Origin of the sequence: Rodentibacter mrazii (genome assembly GCF_001998825.1) — a bacterium.
GTDB classification, from domain to species: Bacteria; Pseudomonadota; Gammaproteobacteria; order Enterobacterales; family Pasteurellaceae; genus Rodentibacter; species Rodentibacter mrazii.
This window is the reverse complement of the sequence record NZ_MLHG01000084.1, coordinates 1-19539: the sequence shown is the minus strand read 5'-3', so window position 1 is coordinate 19539 and position 19539 is coordinate 1. Positions and strand designations below refer to the sequence as shown.

General features: G+C 40.3%; 13 protein-coding genes and 1 pseudogene. 9 read left to right on the top strand and 5 right to left on the bottom strand.

Annotation, left to right across the window (positions count from 1 at the left end):
• Positions 1 to 504: 504 nt before the first annotated feature.
• Both BKK47_RS10940 and BKK47_RS10935 read left to right on the top strand, forming a co-directional pair.
• Positions 505 to 3315 (top strand): valine--tRNA ligase, encoded by a 2811-nt coding sequence (locus BKK47_RS10940; protein WP_077494863.1) that lies wholly within the window; start codon positions 505 to 507, stop codon positions 3313 to 3315.
• A 158-nt stretch (positions 3316 to 3473) separates the two neighbouring features.
• Entirely contained in the window at positions 3474 to 5300 is a 1827-nt protein-coding gene (locus BKK47_RS10935) for an ATP-binding protein (protein WP_077494862.1), read from the top strand.
• Positions 5301 to 5339: 39 nt separating this feature from the next.
• On the opposite strand, the gene BKK47_RS10930 is transcribed toward BKK47_RS10935, so the two are convergent.
• The 4 genes and pseudogenes from BKK47_RS10930 to BKK47_RS10915 all read right to left on the bottom strand — a co-directional run bounded on the left by BKK47_RS10930 (position 5340) and on the right by BKK47_RS10915 (position 8415).
• A complete protein-coding gene (locus tag BKK47_RS10930; protein ID WP_077494861.1) occupies positions 5340 to 5723 on the bottom strand; it encodes a hypothetical protein in 384 nt (127 codons plus the stop codon).
• 51 nt (positions 5724 to 5774) lie between these two features.
• Positions 5775 to 6612 (bottom strand): annotated as a pseudogene (gene manZ / locus BKK47_RS10925) (PTS mannose transporter subunit IID).
• A 10-nt stretch (positions 6613 to 6622) separates the two neighbouring features.
• Entirely contained in the window at positions 6623 to 7417 is a 795-nt protein-coding gene (locus BKK47_RS10920; protein WP_077494860.1) for a PTS mannose/fructose/sorbose transporter subunit IIC, read from the bottom strand.
• An 11-nt stretch (positions 7418 to 7428) separates the two neighbouring features.
• A complete protein-coding gene (locus tag BKK47_RS10915) occupies positions 7429 to 8415 on the bottom strand; it encodes a mannose/fructose/sorbose PTS transporter subunit IIA (protein ID WP_077494859.1) in 987 nt (328 codons plus the stop codon).
• Positions 8416 to 8657: 242 nt separating this feature from the next.
• Between BKK47_RS10915 and BKK47_RS10910 the strand changes: the two genes are divergently transcribed.
• The 3 genes from BKK47_RS10910 (at position 8658) to mfd (ending at position 14224) form a co-directional block, all read left to right on the top strand.
• Complete coding sequence (locus tag BKK47_RS10910; RefSeq protein WP_077494858.1) at positions 8658 to 10511, top strand: tRNA(Met) cytidine acetyltransferase TmcA; 1854 nt, start codon at positions 8658 to 8660, stop codon at positions 10509 to 10511.
• Positions 10508 to 10693, top strand: coding sequence for a DUF5363 family protein (locus BKK47_RS10905; protein WP_077494857.1), 186 nt, complete (start codon positions 10508 to 10510; stop codon positions 10691 to 10693). Before BKK47_RS10910 ends, BKK47_RS10905 begins: the two co-directional genes overlap by 4 nt.
• 90 nt (positions 10694 to 10783) lie before the next feature.
• Entirely contained in the window at positions 10784 to 14224 is a 3441-nt protein-coding gene (gene mfd / locus BKK47_RS10900) for a transcription-repair coupling factor (RefSeq protein WP_077494856.1), read from the top strand.
• An 86-nt stretch (positions 14225 to 14310) separates the two neighbouring features.
• Here the strand turns inward: mfd and mnmC are convergent, their stop codons facing one another.
• The gene (gene mnmC, locus BKK47_RS10895) at positions 14311 to 16320 is read right to left on the bottom strand and encodes a bifunctional tRNA (5-methylaminomethyl-2-thiouridine)(34)-methyltransferase MnmC2/FAD-dependent 5-carboxymethylaminomethyl-2-thiouridine(34) oxidoreductase MnmC1 (protein WP_077494855.1); all 2010 of its coding nucleotides are present in this window, start codon (positions 16318 to 16320) and stop codon (positions 14311 to 14313) included.
• A gap of 174 nt (positions 16321 to 16494) precedes the next feature.
• Between mnmC and fabB the strand changes: the two genes are divergently transcribed.
• The 4 genes from fabB to BKK47_RS12490 all read left to right on the top strand — a co-directional run.
• Positions 16495 to 17715 (top strand): beta-ketoacyl-ACP synthase I, encoded by a 1221-nt coding sequence (gene fabB, locus BKK47_RS10890; protein WP_077494854.1) that lies wholly within the window; start codon positions 16495 to 16497, stop codon positions 17713 to 17715.
• A gap of 69 nt (positions 17716 to 17784) precedes the next feature.
• Positions 17785 to 18507: a hypothetical protein gene (locus BKK47_RS10885; protein ID WP_077494853.1), complete on the top strand. Its 723-nt coding sequence runs from the start codon at positions 17785 to 17787 to the stop codon at positions 18505 to 18507.
• Positions 18508 to 18612: 105 nt separating this feature from the next.
• The gene (locus BKK47_RS10880; protein WP_077494852.1) at positions 18613 to 19293 is read left to right on the top strand and encodes an SMI1/KNR4 family protein; all 681 of its coding nucleotides are present in this window, start codon (positions 18613 to 18615) and stop codon (positions 19291 to 19293) included.
• Positions 19293 to 19539, top strand: a 247-nt coding sequence (locus tag BKK47_RS12490; RefSeq protein WP_208603978.1) for a hypothetical protein, incomplete at its 3' end; no start/stop codon positions are given. The genes BKK47_RS10880 and BKK47_RS12490, both read left to right, overlap by 1 nt.

Sequence of the window (19539 nt, the reverse complement as noted above, 5' to 3'; positions counted from 1 at the left end):
CGATTTTTCAGAGATTTAAATAAAATGATAGAAAAGTTCGCAAATGTATTTTTTAATGAGCCATTTACTGTGGTTCCTATCATTATTTTGTTTGTGTTTATTACAATGCGATTAACAATGAACTCGTGTAAACAAATAAGATAATTACTAAAAGATTTTTCATATTTTCATTGGTTTATAGCATGTTTTCTCGTAATTGAAATAACTGTTTTGCAAGATTTGTATTATATTACTTTAGATAATCCATTAATAAGTAATCAACTGATAATGCTGATTTCTTCCATTGTTTCTGCTACATGTATTTTATATATATTCTGGAACGGAAAGAAACACTCTGAAGATTTTAGGATTATGACTGTTATACTGGGATATTACAAGTAGCTATATCAATGGAAATCACAGATAATAACCTTATACATTTTAATTTAAGTTTGATATCTAATATTATTTATTTAACGTTACCAGCATTATTTCTTTATGAAACACAGAAAAGAGAAAAAATAAATGACCCAAAAATTTGAAATAGCAGACCGTTTTAATCCGTCTGCGGTAGAACAAGCCCTTTATCAACACTGGGAAGAGCAAGGGTATTTTAAACCGAGTGAAAATCCAAATGTACCGAGTTATTGTATTGCCATTCCGCCGCCGAATGTGACGGGGAGTTTGCATATGGGACATGCGTTCCAGCAAACCTTGATGGATACGCTGATTCGTTTTCATCGTATGGAAGGGCATAACACCTTATGGCAAGCGGGGACAGACCACGCTGGGATCGCTACTCAAATGGTGGTGGAACGTAAAATCGCTGCGGAAGAGGGCAAAACCCGCCACGATTATGGACGTGAAGCCTTTATCAAAAAAATCTGGGATTGGAAAGCCTATTCGGGCGGCACAATCAGCCAACAAATGCGCCGCTTAGGTAATTCTATTGACTGGGAACGTGAACGTTTCACTATGGACGAGGGGTTGTCCAATGCCGTAAAAGAAGTGTTTGTTCGATTACACGAAGAAGGCTTAATTTATCGTGGCAAACGCTTGGTAAATTGGGATCCAAAACTTCTCACTGCCATTTCTGATTTGGAAGTAGAAAACCGTGATGAAAAAGGCTTTATGTACCACGTTCGCTATCCGTTTGTGGATAAATCCGAAACCTTTGGCGGCGGCTATATGCACATTGCCACCACCCGTCCGGAAACGATTTTGGCGGACGGCTGTTTAGCGGTTCACCCTGACGATGAACGTTACAAAGATGTGATCGGTAAAATGGTACACGTCCCGATGACTGACCGTGTCATTCCGGTGGTGGCTGACCCTTACCCTGATCCTGAATTTGGTACGGGCTGTGTGAAAATCACGCCGGCGCACGATTTCAACGACTATGAGGTGGGTAAACGTCACGATATTGAAATCATCAATTTAATGAACCCTGATGCGACCTTGAATGACAATGCGCCTGAGCGTTATCGTGGCTTGGATCGCTTTGAGGCTCGCAAAAGAATCGTAGCTGATTTAGACGCAGAAGGCTATTTAGAAAAAATTGAACCGCACGAATTAAAACGCCCGTATGGCGACCGTTCCGGTGTGGTGATTGAGCCTTATTTGACCGACCAATGGTACGTTTCTGTAAAACCACTTGCTGAAGTGGCAACCAAAGCAGTAGAAGACGGTGAAATCCAATTTGTACCGAAACAGTACGAAAACCTCTATTTCTCTTGGATGCGGGATATTCAAGATTGGTGTATTTCACGCCAACTTTGGTGGGGACATCGTATTCCTGCGTGGTATGATGAAACAGGTAATGTTTATGTTGCTCGTAGTGAAGAAGAGGTTCGCACAAAATACAATTTACCTGCAGATTTAGCCTTAAAACAAGATGAAGACGTGTTGGATACGTGGTTCTCATCTGGTTTATGGACGTTCTCTACGCTTGGGTGGCCGGAGCAAACCAAAGAACTCAAAATGTTCCACCCGACTGATGTGCTGATCACAGGGTTTGACATCATTTTCTTCTGGGTAGCGCGCATGATTATGTTCACCATGCATTTTATCAAAGATGAAAATGGTAAACCGCAAGTGCCGTTCAAAACCGTTTACGTTACGGGTTTAATCCGTGACGAGCAAGGGCAAAAAATGTCGAAATCGAAAGGCAATGTGCTTGATCCGATTGATATGATTGACGGTATCAGCCTTGAAGATTTACTTGAAAAACGCACAGGCAATATGATGCAACCGCAATTAGCGGAAAAAATTGCTAAATCGACTGCTAAACAGTTCCCTGAAGGCATTGCCTCACATGGTACAGATGCTTTGCGTTTCACCCTTGCGGCATTGGCGAGTAATGGTCGAGACATCAACTGGGATATGAAACGCCTTGAGGGTTATCGCAATTTCTGTAATAAACTGTGGAATGCCAGCCGTTTTGTATTAACCAATGAAAAATTGGATTTAAGCGAAGGGGAAATTGAGTTTTCCGTGGCGGACCGTTGGATTGAATCTTGTTTTAACCGCACTGTGAGTGATTTCCGTGAAGCATTAAGCCAATATCGCTTTGACTTAGCAGCCAATGCGATCTACGAATTTACTTGGAACCAATTCTGCGACTGGTATTTAGAATTGACCAAACCGGTATTCGCAAACGGTACGCCGGCACAAATTCGTGCGGCAAGCCAAACCCTTGTGCGTGTGTTAGAACAATTATTGCGTTTAGCACATCCATTGATTCCGTTTATCACGGAAGAAATTTGGCAAAAAGTGAAAGGCTTTGTCGGTATTGAAGCGGACAGCATAATGTTACAACCTTTCCCAATGGTGAATGAAAGAGCCTTTGATGGAGATGCTGAGCGTGAAATCAATTGGTTAAAAGATGTAATTGTGGCTGTGCGTAACATTCGAGCAGAATGTAATATCGCCCCAAGTAAAGGATTAGATTTATTATTCCGTAATATTGATGTTGCAGAACAAAAAATTCTTGAAAAACAGACCGTACTTTTATGTGCAATGGCAAAATTGGGCGATGCTCGAGTGTTAACGGAAGGGGAAAATGTCCCGCTTGCCGTGGCAAAACTCGTAGGCAATACGGAGCTTCTTGTACCAATGGCAGGCTTTATCAACAAAGAAACCGAACTTGCCCGTTTAACCAAAGATATAGAAAAATATCAAAATGAAGTCAAACGTATTGAAGGCAAACTCAGCAACGAAGCCTTTGTTGCCAAAGCACCGGAAGCCGTGATTGCCAAAGAACGCGAGAAAATGGCAGAATATCAATCGGGATTGGAAAAAATCCGTGAGCAATATAAGGCGATTGAAGCGCTATAATTTTGAAAAACGCTGACTGGTTCAGCGTTTTTTATTATTTAAAAATACAGGTGGGTGATTCCTCCTACTGTGATCCCCTAAAAATAACTAATAGATATACAATTTAACTTTCAGTGCTAAAATACTTTTCTGGTATCTTTTCCAACATGTAATTAATAATGAAAAATTTTAAACATTTTGCTCAGCGATATGTTGATTGGGTGATAAAACTCGGACGAGTTCGCTTTTCCCTACTTGGATTATTCATTCTTGCCGTCTTGGCTTTGGGGGCTCAGACTTTACTTAGCCTCTTTATTACCAATCAAATTGATTGGATGGTTCTCGTTCGTTCAATTATATTTGGGCTTTTCACCGCGCCTTTCGTGATTTATTTTCTTACTTTGTTGGTTGAACAATTAGAGCGATCAAGACGGGATCTCTCTAAAACAGTATTACGTTTACGAAATGAAGTATCGGAAAGAACCATTGCTGAAAAGAAACTTTCTATTGCCTTAGATAATTTAGAAAAAAATAATCGGGAAAAAAGTAGTTTACTTGCGACCATTAGCCATGAATTGCGAACACCGCTTAATGGTATTATTGGGTTGAGCCATATTTTGTTAGATGACCAGCTTTCAGAACAACAGCGTAATTATTTGAAAACAATTAATTTAAGTGCGGTCAATTTGGGGCATATTTTTAGCGATATTATTGATTTAGATAAGTTTGATACAAAACGCTTAAAATTGAACTTTGAACCCATCAATTTGAATGAATTATTAAATGATATTCAAAATTTTGCCATTCTAATGGCTGAACCTAAAAATCTTAAATTTGTTTTGGAAATTGAATCTAATTTACCGGATTTACTCTATTTAGACCGAGCGCGCTTGAGTCAAATTCTTTTAAATTTGATTGGTAATGCGGTGAAGTTTACCGAAAAAGGTACAATTAAACTCTCTATTTATGCTTTAGAAAAGGATATGTACCGTTTTAGTGTTTCTGATACCGGTAGAGGAATCGCACAGAGTGAACTGGACAATATTTTCAAAATGTATTACCGCGTGAAAGAGGATACAAATAGATCCTCCGGTAGCGGAATAGGGCTTGCAATATCAAAAAATCTTGCTTTATTGATGAAAGGGGATATTCAAGTCGAAAGTCAGCTTGGAGTAGGTTCAACATTTGATCTGACTATCTATGCCAAAGAAGCGCATCCGATTAATAATTATGAACCTACCCAACCGTTGAATCTATCGGTTTTGCTGGTTGAAGATATTGAATTAAATGTTCTTGTCGCAAAAAGCGTCTTAGAAAAACTCGGACATCATGTTGATGTTGCGATGAATGGGAAAGATGCTATTAAACTTTTTGAACGCAATAACTACGATATTATATTACTTGATATTAACTTACCCGATATGTCCGGATTTGATATAGCCTATCATCTACGTAAAAAATATGAAGAGGGCATTTATGATTTTCTTCCTCCTCTTGTGGCTTTCACTGCTAATGTAATGCAAAATGAAGAAGAATATCAGAGTAAGGGAATGGATACGGTGCTACGTAAACCTCTTGTATTGGAGGATCTAAAACGCTGTTTTTACCATTTTTTTGGCGAAGAGAATATTGAATTTAACGTTGTGGAAAAACAGTTAGCCCACCAATCTTTGAACTTAGAGCAGATAGAATTAGTCGGTAAAAGTCAAACGGGACAAAATTTAATATTGTTTAAACAAATGATGCCAGAGTATCTTCAAGAACTTAATGAGGCTTTTAAAGTTTATTCGTTGGATAATTCTACCGCTCAAAATGTTGCCAATATTGCACATAAAATTAAGGGGGCGGCAGGTTCTATCGGGTTAATCACATTACAGCAACTTGCGGAGAAAATGCAATGTAATCAGGAACCGGATTGGAAAGATAATATTGAAAATTGGCTTAATGAGCTTAATACTCATTGGCAGACGAATGTAAAAGAATTGGAAGATTATTTAAAGTTATAGAAAAATGACCGCACTTTAAATCAAAAGTGCGGTCATTTTTTAAGTGTTTTCATTATTTAGTTTATCTTCCGAGAATTTTCGCAATTGGTGAATTTCATGTTTTGCCTTATCGGATAATACTTTATTATCTTTCAGCATTTGCTCGGAACGCGCCATAATAAAGCGTAAATAATCGGCATTTTTAGTTTGTTCAAAAAATTGTTTTGCCTGATACATATCAGAGAAGTCTTTATTAGCTTGAGTGAGCAACATTTTTTGACCGAATAACAGGATTAATACCAGCGCTAAAGATATAACCGTGCCATAACCGTTTGTCGGATAATAAAGTAATCCCCCGATAATAAATAGACCGGAAACCAAGCGAGAGCTGTTTTTGATGTAGGTTTCACTGGGCGGAGTCTGTATTAATTCTTTGAGTTTCATTATTTTTCCCTAAAAATAAGGGCGTTATTACGCCCTTATGATTCAATATGTTTAAACGAGAATACCTGTCCAATAACCCAAAATTCCGACCCCAAATAGGGCAAAGATAATGATCATCGCATTCACTTTTTTACGCAATAAATACATACATAAGAATGTGAGCAATAATGCGAGTAAACCGGGAAGAAGATTATTTAATACGCCTTGTAAGGTAACCACAACCTCATCACCTAATTGATTTTTATAACGGACTAACTCTAATGGGACATTGATGGTCGTCCATTTTGAAACCAGAGATCCCATCACAAAAAGCCCGAGAATGGATGCACCTTGTGTAATCTTTTGTAATCGACCTCCCCCCATATCGGAGACGATCTCCGTTCCTTTTTCATAGCCGTATTTGAAACCATACCAACGGGCTAAGGCACGGATAACATTAATTAAAATAAAGAACAATAAAGGTCCTAAAAGACTGCCGGTTAAGGCAATACCGGCACCAAGTGCGGCTAAAACAGGACGTAATGTTCCCCAAAAAATAGGGTCACCCACACCGGCAAGCGGTCCCATTAAGCCCACTTTCACCCCGCTGATTGCAGCATCATCCACATCTTTTGCGCCGTTTGCATGTTCTTGTTCCATCGCAGCAGTAACGCCCATAATAGCGGAACCCACCCATGGGTGAGTATTAAAGAATTCAAGATGGCGTTTTAATGCCGCGGCTTGATCTTCTTTTTTACTGTATAAACGTTTGTTTGATGGTTGGGATCATCGAAACACAGAATCCCATTGATTGCATACGTTCAAAGTTAAATGAACCTAAAAGGAACGTTGAACGGAAGTAGGTTTTTAAAATATCACCTTTGGTAAGTGTCACTTTTTGATCTGACATAATGCGCTCCTTATAGACCTTCTAATTCGTTATCGGCTAATTTTCTTTTGCTCGCTACCGGCATTGCTGCTTGGTTAAAACGAGGATTTAACTGGATATAAAGCATTGCCAAACAAGTACCTAAAATACCTAAACCAACTAAATTATAGTTAGTGAATGAGGCAATCACGAAACCAAGGAAGAAGAATGGCATTAATGCACCTGCACGCATCATGTTGATGACCATTGCATAACCTACAACCACGATGAAGCCTCCGGCAATTTGTAAACCGCGAGTAATCACTTCAGGAATCGAATCTAATGCGCTGGTTACGGTATCAGTACCTGCGACTAAACCAACGGCGAGCGTAGGGATCGCAACACGTAAGGCTTGTAAAGAAAGACCGGCAAAATGACAAAGTTCAATGCCACGGAAGTTTGCTTGTTCTGCAAATTTATCGGCTTTGTGTTGCAAGAAAATGGTTAAGGTACGAACAAAGATAGTTAATACTTGACCCGCTGCCGCAACCGGTACCGCAATAGCAATTGCTGTGCCCACCGATTGCCCGCCTTTGATCACCAAGATTGCAGAGATTACACTCGCCAGTGCCGCATCCGGTGCCATTGCAGCACCCACATTCATCCAACCTAATGCGATCATTTCTAATGTCCCACCCAGAATGATACCGGTTTCAAGATCACCCAAGACTAAACCAATCATGGTACAAGCAAAAAGTGGACGGTGGGTTTGACGTTCATCTAACACACTTCCCATACCGCAGATTGCCGCAACCAGTACGACTAAAATGAGTTCCATTGTTGACATAAAAGGCTCTCCTAAAATTTAATTGAATCTAATTTTTCACGGGTCAGCTCAACAGGCTTATTCGCCGCCACTTTTTGAAGTGAGAGTTTTACACCCATATCGAGTAATTTTTTAAATGCTTCCACATTAGACGGATTGACGGTGACAGCATCGGAAAGTTGTTTATTCCCTTCTTTGTGCGTCATGCCCCCGACATTGATCGTATCAATACGCAATCCACCCTCAATTAAACGCACCGCATCTTCCGGTTTTGTTACCAGCATTAAGATATGACGGCTAGCGTATTTAGGATTGTTATACACCTTAATCGCTTTATCCACAGAAATTACATAAGCTTTCAAATGTGGAGGAGCAATTTGGAGCAATAACTCTTTACGAAGCTCATCATTTTCCACTTCATCACTGATGGCAAAAATCGCTTCACATTTCACGGCTTTCGCCCAAGATGTTGCCACCTGACCATGAATTAAACGGTCATCAATCCGCAATAAATTGACACTCATACGACCATTCGGATCATATTGTGTGTTGTCTTCTTCCGTTTCTTGTTCTTCCGATGATTCTACTGTTGCTTCTGCGGTTTGGGTAAAGGAAGCCGTTTCGTCAGGTTTACGATAGCTTTTCACTGCCATTACACCGACTTCTTTTGCAGTATTGGCAAGTTCTTCTGCTGATTTTGCATCGTCTTTCGCATCCAATACTTCCAACAACATAGGCAAACTCACGCCGGTAACAATATCGTCTTGCGGGCGTTTTGCCGCCACTCGGGCTGCTGCGTTATAAGGGCTGCCACCGAATAAATCCACTAAAAATAACACTGAATCGGTGGGATCACATTCGGCAATAATCGCTTCATATTTCTCCACCAAAGTGTCTTGCCCTTCTCCTGGAACGAATGTCACGCCGTGGAGACCTTCCACTTCGCCAAATACCATTTCAGAAGAGTTCACCAACTCAGCAGCAAGTTTGCCGTGAGCTGCAACGATTACTTGAATCATTGGGTACTCCTAACGTTATAAAAAACGCAGCAAGCATAATGTAAACAATTACCCAACTCAATATTGCCATGAAAGGATTTTGGGTAAAAAATGTGAGGTAGATCAACGTTTATTCATAATGATGGAAAAATAGACAGCAAATAATGGAGCGATTTTGAAAGGAAAGTGCGGTCAAAATTTATCATATTTTGTCAGCCTTAAAATTTCGCTAAAATGCGCTGAAATAATGATAAGGATTGCTTATGCCAAACCGCCAATGCCAAGTGCTTATTTCTGATGTATTACCCGAATCTTTACCCCCACAAGTTTTAATTGTTGGGGCGCAGGGCGTTCACTTTTCTAAAGTAACAAATTTACTTGGGCAAGAATTTGAACATATTTTATTTGATGCACGAAATGGCATTCATTTAGAAGCCCTTGCTATTGCCGCTGGTACGCTAAAAATGGGCGGAACCTTATGTTTGCTGCTTTCGGACTGGGAGAATTTAGAAAAGTCCCCTGATTTTGATAGTCTTCGTTGGAATGGCAGCACTTCTGCCATTTGCACACCAAATTTTGTTCATCATTTCAAACAATGTGTGGAACGCTACCATTTCCCTATTTTGAGACAAGCAAGTGCGGTTGGTTTTCCATCGGTTTTCTATCATGAAGAAAAGCACAAATCAGCCACAGCCGAACAGCAACAGATCCTTGAACAAATCTTGCAACAGCAATGTGATCTGTATTTTTTGACCGCAAAACGTGGACGGGGAAAATCCGCATTATTGGGGATGCTTGTTAATCACATTGATGCACCGATTTATCTCACTGCGCCTAACAAAAGTGCGGTCAATTCCTTGTATGATTTTGCAAAAGGAACCGTTGAATTTATTGCACCGGATGAATTAAGCCAACGATTGCGACAAAATGCGGCATTTACTGAAAATGCTTGGCTTTTGGTTGATGAGGCGGCGATGATCCCTTTGCCTTTGCTACAACAGTTTTCCCAATATTTTCGCCACATTGTTTTTAGTACAACTATTCATAGCTATGAGGGAACGGGGCGTGGCTTTGAATTAAAATTCAAACAAAAAATTCACCGCACTTTTCAACAATTTACTCTCTATCGTCCTTTACGCTGGCAGGAAAATGACACGCTGGAACAGTTTATTGAGGATCTTTTATTACTGAATGCCGAAGATAAATTCGAGCAAATTGCCTATAACGCACTGGGTGAGATTCAGATTCATGAAATCGCACAATCTCAGTTAATTCATTCGCCAGAACCTTTTTATGGCTTGATGACATTGGCACATTATCGGACTTCACCTATTGATTTACGCCGTTTGTTTGATGGTGAAAGACTGCATTTTTATTTGGCGAATAATCAACGACAGCTTATTGGTGCTATTTGGGCGTTGGAAGAAGGCGGAATGGAGGATGAAAATCTGATTGCACAAATTCGACAAGGAACACGCCGCCCGAAAGGAAACCTTGTACCACAATCTTTATGTTTTCACGGCAATTTCTCCGAAGCCTGTTGGTTGAAATCCTTACGAATTTCCCGCATTGCCGTACAACCTCATTGGCAACAAAAAGGGATCGGGCAAAGGCTGATTGGCTCAATGGATAATGCCGAGGTTGATTTTCTTTCCGTGAGTTTTGGTTATACGGATGAACTTGCCAAATTTTGGCAAAAGTGCGGTTTTATTTTGGTTCATTTAGGGGAGCATCAAGAAGCCAGTAGTGGTTGTTATTCAGCCATTGCTTTGAAGGGATTGTCGGAAAAGGGAAGGGCTTTGACGAAAATTGCACGGCAACAATTTCAACGTAACCTGGCATTATCGACTCATCCCTTGGCTGAAAAAATAATGCGCGGGAGAATTGATTGGACGCTTAATGAGGAAGATTGGCAAAGCTTAAAAAATTTTGCTTATTTCAACCGCACTTTATTTTCCTCAATGCCTGCCATTCAGCGTTTGTTAAGGGCGCAAAATAAAATCAATTTTCCACAACTTTCAAACTATTTAACGAAAAAACAATTTCCCTTTGATAAGAAAAAAAGCGTAGAATGTTTTCGCTTAGAAATTAAACAATACTTAGAGGAACTTTTATGACAACAACAGAAAAAACAGAAAAAACAGAAAAACCAAAAGGGTGGTTTAAACAGGCTTTGGAAAAATATGATAATTTCCTCAAAACCTACGATCTTGATTCGCCAAGCTGTTGTGGCGTGCCAAAAATGCGCGAAGATGAAAACGGAAATTTATGCAAAGAAGATTCGCTCTTTAAAAAATAACCTGTTTTTTTATACAGATTTCAGCTTGAATCCCCTTTTTTAATTCAGTAAACTATGCGTTAATTTTTATCAGAGATTGACGCATTATTCATGAAAACCGCTTTTTTCCCACTCGATATTCCTTCCACTCCGAACGACCACAAAATTTTAGGTAATGTCTTGCAAGGTGCTGATGCGCTAGTGATTAGCGAAATTGCCGAACAACACCAACATTTAACCGTTGTGGTTACTCCCGATACCCGAAGTGCGGTTCGTTTATCCGGTATTTTATCGGAATTAAGTGAACAGGAAGTGAAACTATTTCCTGATTGGGAAACGCTACCTTATGATACTTTTTCACCTCATCAAGATATTATTTCTTCCCGTCTAAGCGCGCTTTTTCATCTTCAAAATGCAAAAAAAGGCATTTTTTTGTTGCCGATTGCGACCTTAATGCAACGCCTTTGTCCGCCGCAGTATTTACAACATAATGTTTTATTGATTAAAAAAGGCGATCGCATTGTTATTGATAAAATGCGTTTACAACTGGAATCAGCCGGTTATCGTGCCGTAGAGCAAGTGTTGGAGCATGGGGAATATGCTGTGCGGGGTTCATTACTTGATCTCTTTCCTATGGGAAGTGCGGTGCCTTTCCGCTTAGATTTTTTTGATGATGAAATTGATTCGATCCGCACTTTCGATGTAGATACACAACGCACACTTGATGAAATTCAATCTATAAATCTTCTGCCGGCACACGAATTTCCTACGGATGACAAAGGGATTGAATTTTTCCGTACACAATTTCGTGAAACCTTTGGCGAAATCCGCCGTGATCCGGAACACATTTATCAACAAATCAGTAAAGGCACGTTAATCTCCGGTATTGAATATTGGCAGCCGTTGTTTTTTGCAGAAATGGCAACCTTATTTGACTATCTTCCTACCCAAACCTTGTTTGTGGATATGGAGGCAAATCAAGCACAAGGGGAACGTTTTTATCAAGATGCAAAACACCGTTATGAACAACGCAAAGCAGATCCCATGCGTCCCTTATTGCCACCGGAACGTTTGTGGTTAAATATTGATGAAGTGAATCGCCAGCTGAAGTCTTATCCTCGTATCACACTGAAAAATGAAAAAGTGCGGTCATCAGTGCGTCAGAAAAATTTACCGATCACTTCATTGCCGGCGATCACTATTCAATCACAACAAAAAGAACCTCTTGGGCAACTTCGTCAATTTATTGAACATTTTAACGGCAATATATTGTTTTCTGTGGAAACGGAAGGACGTCGGGAAACCCTGCTTGACTTGTTGCAACCATTAAAAATCAAACCGAAACAAATTCAATCTCTCGCTCAAGCAGAGCAAGAAAAATTCAGTTTATTCATCAGTACTTTTGAGCAAGGCTTTATTATCGAAGAATCTTCCCCCTTAGCCATTATTGGTGAAGCCAATTTACTGGGTGAACGGGTACAACAGCGTCAGCGTGATAAGCGTAAAACCATTAATCCGGATACCCTTGTGCGGAATTTGGCAGAACTTAAAATCGGGCAACCGGTGGTACATCTGGATCATGGGGTAGGGCGTTACGGCGGTTTGGTAACCCTTGATACAGGGGGAATAAAAGCGGAATATTTGCTCCTAAATTATGCTAACGAATCCAAACTTTATGTGCCGGTTACCTCGTTGCATTTGATTAGCCGTTATGTAGGTGGTTCTGATGAAAGTGCGCCATTGCATAAACTGGGTAATGAAGCTTGGGTGAAATCACGCCAAAAAGCGGCGGAAAAAATTCGTGATGTGGCAGCAGATCTGTTAGATGTTTATGCTCAACGTGAAGCGAAAAAAGGCTTTGCCTTTAAATATGATCGCGAAGAATTTCAACAATTTGCGGCGACTTTTCCTTTTGAAGAAACCCATGATCAAGAAATGGCGATCAATGCCGTTATTTCAGATATGTGTCAGCCCAAAGCGATGGATCGTTTAGTTTGTGGCGATGTAGGCTTTGGTAAAACCGAAGTGGCAATGCGGGCGGCATTTTTGGCGGTAATGAATCATAAGCAAGTTGGCGTTTTAGTGCCTACGACCTTGCTTGCTCAACAACATTATGAAAACTTTAAAGATCGTTTTGCCAATTTGCCGGTGAATGTGGAAGTGCTATCTCGTTTTAAAACGGCGAAAGAACAAAAACAAATTCTGCAAAATCTGGCAGAAGGTAAAGTGGATATTTTGATCGGCACCCATAAACTGATTCAATCCGATGTGAAATTTCACGATCTCGGTTTGCTGATTATTGATGAAGAACACCGTTTTGGCGTGGGGCAAAAAGAAAAAATTAAGCAACTACGTGCCAATATCGATATTCTCACCTTGACGGCAACCCCGATCCCACGCACCCTTAATATGGCAATGAACGGTATTCGTGATCTCTCCATTATTTCCACGCCGCCAGCTCGCCGCTTGAGTATTAAAACCTTTGTTCGTCAAAAGGATGATTTAGTGGTACGTGAAGCCATCTTGCGTGAAATTTTGCGTGGCGGACAGGTATATTATTTACATAATGATGTTGCGAGTATTGAAAATACGGCAGAAAAATTGACCGCACTTGTACCGGAAGCCCGAGTGGTGGTAGGACACGGGCAAATGCGTGAGCGTGAGTTAGAACGGGTGATGAGCGATTTTCATCATCAACGCTATAATGTGTTGGTTTGTTCAACAATTATTGAGACGGGCATTGATGTTCCAACGGCAAATACGATTATCATCGAACGGGCGGATCATTTTGGTCTGGCACAATTACATCAATTACGTGGTCGGGTAGGGCGTTCTCATCATCAAGCCTATGCCTACTTACTTACCCCTCCTCCGAAAATGATGACAAAAGATGCTCAACGCCGCCTTGAAGCTTTGGAAAGTTTAGATAATCTTGGCGCGGGCTTTATTCTTGCCACTCATGATTTAGAAATTCGTGGTGCAGGTGAGCTGTTGGGGAATGAACAAAGCGGACAAATTGAAACCATCGGTTTTTCCCTTTATATGGAATTGCTTGATGCGGCGGTGAAAGCCTTAAAAGAAGGACGTGAGCCGTCTTTAGAAGAATTAACCCGACAGCACGCTGAAATCGAACTGAGAGTCGCTGCATTGTTACCGGATGAATATTTAGGCGATGTGAATATGAGGTTATCCTTCTACAAACGTATTGCCGCCGCCGAGACAAAACAAGAATTAGATGAATTAAAAGTCGAATTGATCGACCGTTTTGGCTTGTTACCGGAAGCAACAAAAAATTTACTACAAATTGCCGAACTGCGTTTATTGATCGAGCCTTTAAAAGTACTTCGTATTGATGCCGGCACACAAGGGGGCTTTATTGAATTTTCACCGACAACACAAGTCGCACCGGAAAAATTTATTCAGCTTATTCAAAAAGAACCGATTGTCTATCGTTTTGACGGACCGTCGAAATTTAAGTTTATGAAAGATCTTTCAGATAATAAAGTGCGGTTGGAATTTGTGGTGGATTTGGTGAAAGAATTAGTTGGATAGTGAGATTCCTTGATAAATGGATTTTGTTTATGACAGTTTATGACAAAATCCATTTATTAATTATTCTAGTCTAAAATATCGTTGTTTTATTTCACTTCCGCCCCCTTCAACCATTTTCTCACCCAAGAACGGTTGGCGGATAAGTTTTGCAGAGTATTTTCCCCTAAAGGCAAGGGTTCGCCATAAATTAATGATGCCAAGGTTTCGCCGAGTAAGGGGGCGGAGGTTAATCCACGAGATCCCAATGCAGCGGAGAGAAAAAGATTAGGAAAATTGACCGCACTTGGAATTGGTTGTTTGCGGCGGCGAAGATTAAAGAGATTATGGTAATCTTCGCTCTGTTGGGTAAAGTTTGGTACATTTCCCACCATTGGGGCGAGATCACGCACGGAACAGCGAATACCTGTTCGGGCAAGATTGCCTGAGGTATCCACTTCTTGCGTCCAAATTTGTGCAAGATTTTGTTGGAGTTTTTGTTGGTTTTCCCGTTGTTCTTGTTCACTAAAAGTTCGATCCGTATTATCACGGATATGACTTGCACCAATACAGTGGCTGAGTTTGGCTTGATCGACCGGTGTGAGATAGCCATCGTAGCAAAGCACAGATTTAAGTTTTAGTAAATTTTCAGAAGTGGGGATTTGACTGACTTGCCCACGAATCGGGTAAAGTGGCAATTTTTCCGTTTGGACAAACTCCGTAATTTTATAGCCGTTGGCGAGGATCACTACCTCGTGTTCCATATGTTGATTTTGTGAATTCATCAGTTGCCAACCGTATTGGGTTTGTGAAAGAGCGGTAATTTTTTGCAAAGTTTTGATTTTTACACCGCATTTTTTAAGTAGCAAAAAGGTATTTTGCACAAATTGGCGGGGGGCAAGCCAAGCCCCTTGAGAAATAAATCCTCCACCACAAGAAAGGGGTAAGCCGACTTTTTCACTCAATGCTTGAGTATCCAGCATTTCAAAGATTTCATTCGGCAAACCTAATTGGGAAATTTTTTCTAATTTGACCGCACTTTTTTCGTTATAGGCGCATAACGCCACGCCACAAAACTCGTGCTCAAATTCAATACCTTGTTTTATCGCCCAATCAAGTAATTGTTTGCCATAGGAAAAGGCGTGAAGATAAAAATGGATAGTGAGGGGATTATCATCGCTCAGTTGAGGATAAAACGCCCCCTGTTTATTGCCGGAAGCATTGAGTGCAGGTTGTTCATCTTCACAATAAAGAGTGATATTGGCTCCTAGTTGAAGTAATGAAATCGCCGCACAGAGTGAGGCAATCCCCCCGCCAATAATCGCAATATCTTGTTTTTTCATACTTGCCGATTGAGGAAAATACCAAGGCGCAGAAAGTGCGGTTGGTTTTGCTTGTGTTTTTTGCCCGCTCAGACATTCCCGTTTTTTGCCAAACCCTTTACGTTTTGTTATTTCAAAACCGACTAATTCTAACCCTTTTCTGACCGCACTTGCAGCGGTAAACGTGGCGAAAGTTCCCGTTGGTTTGGTGAAACGATACATTTGTTGATATAAATTTTCATTCCACATCTCGGGATTTTTGCTAGGGGCGAAACCGTCTAAAAACCAAGCGTCAATGCGTTCGTTCATATAATCGCCAAGTTGCGGTAAATTTTCTGCCACATCACCAAGCCATAAGTCAAGGATGGTTTCATCAAAATGAATACGTTGGCAGCCTTTAATTGGTGATTGCCAGTAGCATTGTAAATGTCGGCTGAGTTCGGCAAATTGCGGATAGGTTGAATGTGCTTGCTGAAGTGCGGTGGGGTTTAGCGGATATTTTTCAAAGGAAATAAAATAGAGCCGCTTTAACGGTGAATGTTGGAATTGTTGGCGAAATTTACGGAATAATGCGGTGGTGGCGAGAAAATTTAATCCTGTACCGAAACCGGTTTCGGCAATGACAAAATGAGAGTTTTCACAGGTGATCCAACGTTCCCATAATTGATTACCTTGTAAAAACACATAATCCGTTTCCGCCAATCCATCGTGATTGGAGAAATAAACATCATCAAATTGATTAGAAATGGGGGTATTTTCTTCATTAAAATGCATGTCGGCATACTGAACGTTGAACATTTTTATTCCTTTCTTGCATGATCGAATTGACTTATAATAACGGAATTTTCCGGCTTATTGAAATTTGTTGGCTGCCCCTAACTGGTCGAACAAATGAATTATTGCTTGAAATATTTTTATTTCGTAGTAGTTTTGAGCCGCTATTTTGACATATAAAACAAAAAGGAAGAAGCAATGAAAAGAGCTGTCATTACAGGCTTTGGTATTATTTCCAGTATCGGTAACAATAAACAAGAAGTGCTTGCCTCACTAAAAGCGGGAAAATCGGGTATTGAGGTAGTGCCTGAATTTGTTGAAATGAAAATGCGTAGTCATGTTGCAGGCACGATTAAATTGGATCCAAGTGAGCAAATTGATCGCAAAGTATATCGTTTTATGGGTGATGCAGCGGCTTATGCTTATCTTTCTATGCGTGAAGCCATTGAAGATGCGGGGTTAACGGAAGAACAGGTTTCCAATGATCGTACCGGTTTAGTCATTGGGGCAGGGACAGGGTCTGCACATAATCAATTAATTGCTTGCGATGCGGCACGTGGTCCTCGTGGTGTGAAGGCAATCGGGCCTTATGCGGTAACGAAAACTATGGCATCGAGTGTTTCTGCCTGTCTTGCAACACCTTACAAAATCCGTGGTGTAAGCTATTCGATTAGTTCTGCTTGTGCGACATCGGCACATTGTATTGGTCATGCCTTAGAGTTAATCCAATTAGGCAAACAAGATATTGTATTTGCAGGCGGTGCGGAAGAATTATCTTGGGAATGTGCCACAGAATTTGATGCGATGGGTGCGGTTTCCACAAAATATAATGATACACCGGAAAAAGCCTCCCGAGCTTACGATGCGAACCGTGATGGTTTCGTGATTGCCGGTGGCGGTGCTGTTGTGGTAGTGGAAGAATTAGAACACGCACTTGCTCGCGGTGCAAAAATTTATGCAGAAATCGTGGGTTATGGTGCGACTTCTGATGGTTACGATATGGTTGCACCAAGCGGTGAAGGGGCAGAACGCTGTATGAAACAAGCCATGGCAACAGTGGATACGCCAATTGATTATATTAATGTTCACGGCACTTCAACACCGGTTGGGGACGTGAAAGAATTGGGCGCAATCAAAAATGTATTTGGTGCCAATGTGCCGGCAATTTCATCGACAAAATCCATGACCGGTCACTCTTTAGGTGCAGCGGGTGCACACGAAGCGATTTATACTTTATTAATGCTGGATAATGATTTTATCGCACCAAGTATTAATATTGAAACCTTAGATGAGGCGGCGGAAGGTTGCAATATCGTGACCGAAACGAGAGAAAATGCCGGCTTGCAAACAGTGATGTCAAACAGTTTCGGTTTTGGTGGTACTAATGCAACGTTAATATTCAAACGTTACAATGGCTAATCGAATACGTTAATCAAAAGGAGAATCGCACGGTAGCAGTATCGTGTGATTTTTTTATGGAAAGAGACAATGATCTTTTCTTTGCCTGAATCGAAATTCAATAATTTTAAATTAGTGCGCGAAGTTCGTGCGAATCACTTGCGTTGCCTGCTATCTAATCAAATTGAAACCATGGTACTAAGCCTTTATTCTTATGACCAAGACCGTGGTTTTATTGAACGAACTTCTCCAAAACTTGCCGGGGTATTTGCTCGTGAAAAAGATAACGAACCTATTCCCTCCGTAGATTGGACGTCGGAAATGGAAAGTTTTTTCAAACGGGAAAATACCGATAAATTTGACCGCACTTGGCGTTTTACGGGTGGCGCAAAAATTTGGTTTGCTATAGTCATTTTGCTTGTAGGGGGGATTGGATATGCCGCCTATGACAAAGTGCAAAAAGGCGGGAAAATAGATTGGTACATCTTCACCAGCTTATGGGATAGCTACGATGCCACACCGGAGCTTGGTACAAAATATTTTGTAAAAATCAAAAAGGGTGAGATCGTGTGGAAACGTTTTTGGGTGAAAATTGAAGAAGTACTGGGTGATAATCGGTATGTGGTTAGTACCAATTCTTTCCACAACCCGATAGGTGAGTCCGGAAAAAATTTGATATTCAAACCTTTTTGCAGGATAAAGACTTTAAAGGCAAAATTCTTGTTAAATTTCAACCGCACTTTTCCTCTCACAATGGAGAAACAGGAGCAGTTTTTATTGATGAGAAAAATAATCAAGTTTTTCACTTACTAAAACCGACTAAAAAATTATCCCTTGATAAAGTAAAACTACCGCTTTCCGCGCAGGAGGCTTACCGATGCACACTCTGTTCACAATCCGCAATTTATTCAACGATATATGTATATCGACAAATTATCCAAATCAAAAATATTCCCTTTGCTCTTTGGATTTTTCTGGGCGGTCTTGTGTTGGGGAATTGGCGGTATGAGTTATTATCAAATTCTTCAAGCAGAGATCGAACAAAGAAAAATCAGATTATGGCGACCGGTCGCTAGAATTTATGAACTAGCGGGAGGAGAGGTAGTTTTGGTTATTTCCCTCTTATTGGGTGTCGGCTCACTCTACTTTGGTTGGCGGAATTATAAAATAAAAAATACGTCTTCAAAACAAGATGAATATGCGGATAAGCCAACATATAAAGATATAATGGTTTTAGAAAAGCAAATTGGTTTTTTATTACCATCAGATTATCGAAAATATTTATTGCATTATAATGGTGGAACGCCGATAGCTTGTAAATTAAATGAATATATTCAAATTAACTATTTTTATCAATTAGTAACTGATAATCCTAGATTTAGATTAAGTGAAATTTTTGAAACAGTGCCAAATTATGGTTACGGTTTACCCATTGGCAAGACGATTGTCGGTGATTTATTAGTTCTCTCGCCGGAAGGGGCGGTTCTCTTATTTGACGTTGAAGAATTTACTGATGATGACGGAGAATTTGATGATATAGAGGGAGAGCCGGAATATATTGCAGAGAGTTTTACAGCATTGTTAGAAGGATTATATTGATGAGTGATAAAATAAATTTTATACATATTGAACAGGAAACGGTTCCAAATATTATTTCGTTACATGATTGTGTGTGCACAAGCATTCAGGCGATAGATAATAAAGTTTATTTTGAATTTGAAGATGGGTTTGTGGTGCTCAATACGCATTCGGATAATCAATCCGGAAAACATTTGAAAAGCGAGAAATCTTGTATTGTTTTTAGCCATGATGATCCTGATATAGAATACTATTATGATATAGAAA

Coding starts and splice junctions, on each gene's coding strand:
- BKK47_RS10935 (WP_077494862.1), top strand. CDS start 3,474: ATGAAAAATTTTAAACATTTTGCTCAGCGATATGTTGATTGGGTGATA.
- BKK47_RS10930 (WP_077494861.1), bottom strand. CDS start 5,723: ATGAAACTCAAAGAATTAATACAGACTCCGCCCAGTGAAACCTACATC.
- mfd (WP_077494856.1), top strand. CDS start 10,784: ATGAAAACCGCTTTTTTCCCACTCGATATTCCTTCCACTCCGAACGAC.
- BKK47_RS10940 (WP_077494863.1), top strand. CDS start 505: ATGACCCAAAAATTTGAAATAGCAGACCGTTTTAATCCGTCTGCGGTA.
- BKK47_RS10910 (WP_077494858.1), top strand. CDS start 8,658: ATGCCAAACCGCCAATGCCAAGTGCTTATTTCTGATGTATTACCCGAA.
- BKK47_RS10920 (WP_077494860.1), bottom strand. CDS start 7,417: ATGTCAACAATGGAACTCATTTTAGTCGTACTGGTTGCGGCAATCTGC.
- fabB (WP_077494854.1), top strand. CDS start 16,495: ATGAAAAGAGCTGTCATTACAGGCTTTGGTATTATTTCCAGTATCGGT.
- BKK47_RS10905 (WP_077494857.1), top strand. CDS start 10,508: ATGACAACAACAGAAAAAACAGAAAAAACAGAAAAACCAAAAGGGTGG.
- BKK47_RS10880 (WP_077494852.1), top strand. CDS start 18,613: ATGTATATCGACAAATTATCCAAATCAAAAATATTCCCTTTGCTCTTT.
- mnmC (WP_077494855.1), bottom strand. CDS start 16,320: ATGTTCAACGTTCAGTATGCCGACATGCATTTTAATGAAGAAAATACC.
- BKK47_RS10885 (WP_077494853.1), top strand. CDS start 17,785: ATGATCTTTTCTTTGCCTGAATCGAAATTCAATAATTTTAAATTAGTG.
- BKK47_RS10915 (WP_077494859.1), bottom strand. CDS start 8,415: ATGATTCAAGTAATCGTTGCAGCTCACGGCAAACTTGCTGCTGAGTTG.